The sequence below is a fragment of the Oceanobacter antarcticus genome (genome assembly GCF_044962685.1).
GTDB lineage: Bacteria > Pseudomonadota > Gammaproteobacteria > Pseudomonadales > Oceanobacteraceae > Oceanobacter > Oceanobacter antarcticus.
In genome coordinates this window covers 1-4,117 of record NZ_JBBKTX010000048.1, presented here as the reverse complement: position 1 = coordinate 4,117, position 4,117 = coordinate 1, and the positions used below count along the sequence as shown (strand labels likewise).

Below are 4,117 nucleotides of genomic sequence, written 5' to 3'. Positions count from 1 at the left end.
CTGAATCTCGATCTGCTTGCGTAGCCGGTCGTTCTCTTGTTCGAGCTGTTCGATACGTTTTTGCTCAGCGGTCTTCTTCGGCGCGGGACCTGGGGCGGATTTTTTCAGACCATCCAGCCCTCGCTCAGCCCGTTCCCGACGCCATTGAGACAGTTGATTGGAATACAATTTTTCACGGCGCAGCAGTTCCCCTAATTCACCATGCTGGCAGGCCTCGGCTTGCTGGATGATGGATAACTTGTATTCGGTACTGAAGGCTCTGCGCACCCGCTTTTCCAGTGCGGGACTGGGGGATTAGCAGTGGTAGCAGGTTTTGGCATGGTGATTCTCCTGAGCGCCCTGATTTAGATGTTATCTCAAAATCCACTGGCTCAGGCTTAGGTTGACATACAGGGCCACCAATCCTGAAGAGAACGAGCCAGGTAGCTGGAAATTTATGGTGCGGAGTCCTTACACACGGCAAATTTCAAAATGAGAGAAATGAAAGTGGAAGGAATAAATCACTGTGGCAATCTTTAAAAAAGGCCGATATTTCAGCGTGGCAGATAACTGATACAACGCGGTTAGACAAGGATTATTAAAGAGCGGTGTAAATATTTCGCACTCAGAGAAACACTAAAAATATCAAATAGATACACAGAGGCAAACAATAGAAAATTAAACTAGGTGTGGTTATCGCTAAATTTTTTAAGCATTCGTTCGTTTACAGCCTGATCATTATCACTGTTTTTAATTTAGGGGACAAAAATGTCAGGCAACACCATTCCACTATTATTAGCTTCCCAGGGAGAGGAGGGAATTAAGCTTAGTAAGGATAAGAAGAACATCTGGTTATCAGTCAGGCAATGGAGCTGGAGGGCCGCTCTCACTATGGTGCTGTCTACTCAGGCCCTGGCACAGCAACCCATTGATATTCCAGCGCAATCGCTTGCAGATGCTTTGAATGAACTCGGAGAAGAGGCCGGCCTGCAAATTATTTACGATGCAAACCTTGTTGCAGGGATTAACAGCAAGGCCGTGCAAGGAACCGTCCCCACAGAGGTCTTGCGGCAATTACTGGATGGAACGGGAGTTAGGTATGCCATTTCCGGTAATTCTGTGACATTAATCGCGCAGGGAAATGATGGCGCCATCTCTTTGCCTCCGGTAAAAATTGCTGGTGATAGTATAAGCACGACCACCGAAGGTACCGGTTCCTACACCACCGGCACCATGTCAACCGCCACCAAGCTCGATTTAACCCTACGGGAAACACCCCAAGCGGTCACCGTCATTACCCGACAGCGCATGGAAGATGAAGGCATTATTGATCTGGTCGATGCGATAAAAAGTACCCCAGGCGTGTTTGTTAACATCACCGATGGCGCGGGCCGGCCGACATTCTTATCACGCGGTTTCTATGCCGAAAATGTGACCTATGATGGCGCGGTGACACAATGGCAGGGAACCACTCCCAACGCAGTGGCCAATTTGGCCATGTTTGACCGGGTGGAGGTAGTGCGCGGTGCCACTGGCCTGACCCAAGGGGCGGGCAATCCCTCTGCCGCCATAAACTTGGTGCGCAAACGCCCTACAGCAGAGTTTCAAACCCTGTTCGATGTGGGCGTAGGACGGTGGAACAATTACAGCGGCATGATTGATGTCAGTGGCCCTGTCACAAAAGATAGCAGTGCACGGGCAAGAATTGTCGGCTACGCTGACACCAAAGAAAGCTTTCGCGACAATGACGGGAGCGAAACCAACCTCATCTATGGCATTGTTGAAACCGACATCGGCAAGGACACCCTATTAACTGTGGGAGCACATGTTCAGAAAGACCAAATAGAAGGCATGTGGTGGGGCGGGCTACCTGTCGACCCCGATGGTGGACATTTGGATCTCCCTCGCTCCACCTCGCTGGCCTCTGACTGGGAGTACCTGGATTATGAAACCGCTTCACTCTTTGCCAATTTGGAACACCAGTTGGCCAATGATTGGACAATCAAGTTGAGCACGCTTTTCCTCACATTGGATACTGACTTGTTGGGTGCTTACCTTGTAACCGATGTTTCGGTGGATCCGGTGACTCGCCGGCAAAGGGCCTGGCATTCCGAAACCGAAAGAACGCAAAAAAACTATGAACTGACTGCCAGTGGGCCATTTTCCTTGCTGGGTCGCGATCACGAGCTGGTGTTTGGCGCCACCCGCAATCAATTGGATGACGATGAAGACAAGTTTAGTCTTGCTTATGTTGGTACCGATCTCGACATCTACAACTGGGATTCTTCCAGTTTGCCGCGCCCTGATTTGCCTTATAGCCGAACTGTTAAGTCCACAGCCACCCAAGATAGCGCTTACGTAACGACCCGATTGAACCCAACGGATCCGTTAAAAGTGATTCTCGGTATGCGTTTAGACTGGTACGAGTACGACATCGAAGACGGGGATGGAGACTACAAAATAGATGATCAGGTCACCAACTATGCTGGCGTTATTTACGATCTCAATCAACAGCACTCAATATACGCCAGTTACACCGATATATTTGAGCCGCAAAGTTCAGAGGATGCGAACGGCAATACACTTGAACCCGTTGTGGGTGAAAACTATGAAATGGGCATCAAAGGTGAGTACTTTGGCGGCAGCCTAAACACCAGCGCGGCGATTTATAAGATCTACCAAACCAATCGCGCAAGGTCGGTGGCAGACACCAGTCTTTGCAGCCCAGAAGCACCGACCTGCTACGAAGCATCAGGTGAAATCAGCAGTGAAGGGGTCGATCTGGAAGTACAAGGCGCACTTTCTGACTATTGGGAAATAGGGGCAGGTTACACCTACAACGAGACAGAGTACGTCAAGGACAGCACTTTTGCATCGGGCACCATCTATAAACCCGAAGTCCCCAAGCAGTTGTTCAAACTGACCACATCCTACACCCCAGCAGGCAAATCGGGCCGTTGGCGTTTTGGGACCAGCCTGAATTGGCAGGACAAAATCTATCGGGACGGACGCTCTTGGGCCGGTGACAAAACTACGGATACCGTGCGCAACGAACAGGACGCTTACTTTTTGGTGGACATGATGGCGCAATACAAAATCAACAGTCATCTAAAACTGCAACTCAATATCGACAACCTGTTCGATAAAGAGTACTACAGCGGACTTGGCGCCGATCCCCAATATGCACCCAGAGACTATTACGGAGAGCCACGTAATTTCAAATTGCACCTCACCGGTATTTTTTAAACAACATCACTTTCGATTTTAAGCCAACAGTAACCATCTCCCGGCAAAGCCAGGGGGCTTTCAATTTTTGACCCGCTCAAAGCGGCTTTCCGAGGTCGCTGACTCGGCTCCGAACTCTTGCGCCACCTAAAGGTGGCTCAAATGACGTTGACACGTTCCGGGGTATGGGCACGACTGAAATTTCTCCAGCACAGTCGGCGCAGACTCAACCAGATTCGCTTCGCCAGAACATAGGAGATATCGGTAGTTTTCAACCCAGTTGTCCAAAATACTGCGTTTAAGCAGCACATTTATTCCGTTCAATCTCCTGCAGTTTTGCAGGATTGAGTGATACCGCTCCTGCAACGTTGCAGTTTCGGGTATCGCCAGACCAGCGTCTGGGATTTTGTTGCTTAATTTTGGCGAGTTGGCCCCCAACTTTCTAATCCATCGTGATCTTAGTAATGTTCATCACCAGAGAGGACGATGAACATGAAGAAGCGATTTACCGAAGAACAGATCATACCCATTCTGAAGGAAGCCTAGGCTGGCCTTCCGGTCAAAGAGCTTTGCCGGAAGTACAACATCTCAGACGCGACCTTTTACACCTGGCGCAAGAAGTTCGGCGGTTTGGAAGTCTCTGAAGCCCGTCGACTGAAGGCCTTGGGCCCGGCTCCAGAAGTTGCTGGCCGAGTTCCATGCTGGACACGGAAGCGCTGAAGGCTGCCCTCAACCGAAAGTACTGACCGTCGGGAACAAGCGCGAGGCTGTGCGCACCATACTGTCGGAGACGCGGTAGTTTTCAACCCAGTTGTCCAAAATACTGCGTTTAAGCAGCACATTTATTCCGTTCAATCTCCTGCAGTTTTGCAGGATTGAGTGATACCGCTCCTGCAACGTTGCAGTTTCGGGT

2 protein-coding genes and 1 pseudogene are annotated in these 4,117 nt (G+C 50.0%); 2 read left to right on the top strand and 1 reads right to left on the bottom strand.

Going from position 1 to position 4,117, the window contains the following annotated elements; translation table 11 throughout:
• Nucleotides 1-267: transposase (locus WG929_RS20745; protein ID WP_416207590.1), on the bottom strand; the 267-nt coding region annotated here is incomplete at its 3' end.
• Between the two features lie 480 nt (nt 268-747).
• Here WG929_RS20745 and WG929_RS20740 point away from each other — a divergent pair.
• Both WG929_RS20740 and WG929_RS20735 read left to right on the top strand, forming a co-directional pair.
• The gene (locus WG929_RS20740) at nt 748-3,225 is read left to right on the top strand and encodes a TonB-dependent siderophore receptor (RefSeq protein ID WP_416207589.1); all 2,478 of its coding nucleotides are present in this window, start codon (nt 748-750) and stop codon (nt 3,223-3,225) included.
• 471 nt (nt 3,226-3,696) lie between these two features.
• Nucleotides 3,697-3,997, top strand: a pseudogene (locus WG929_RS20735) (transposase); the annotation flags it as partial.
• Between the last annotated feature and the right edge of the window lie 120 nt (nt 3,998-4,117).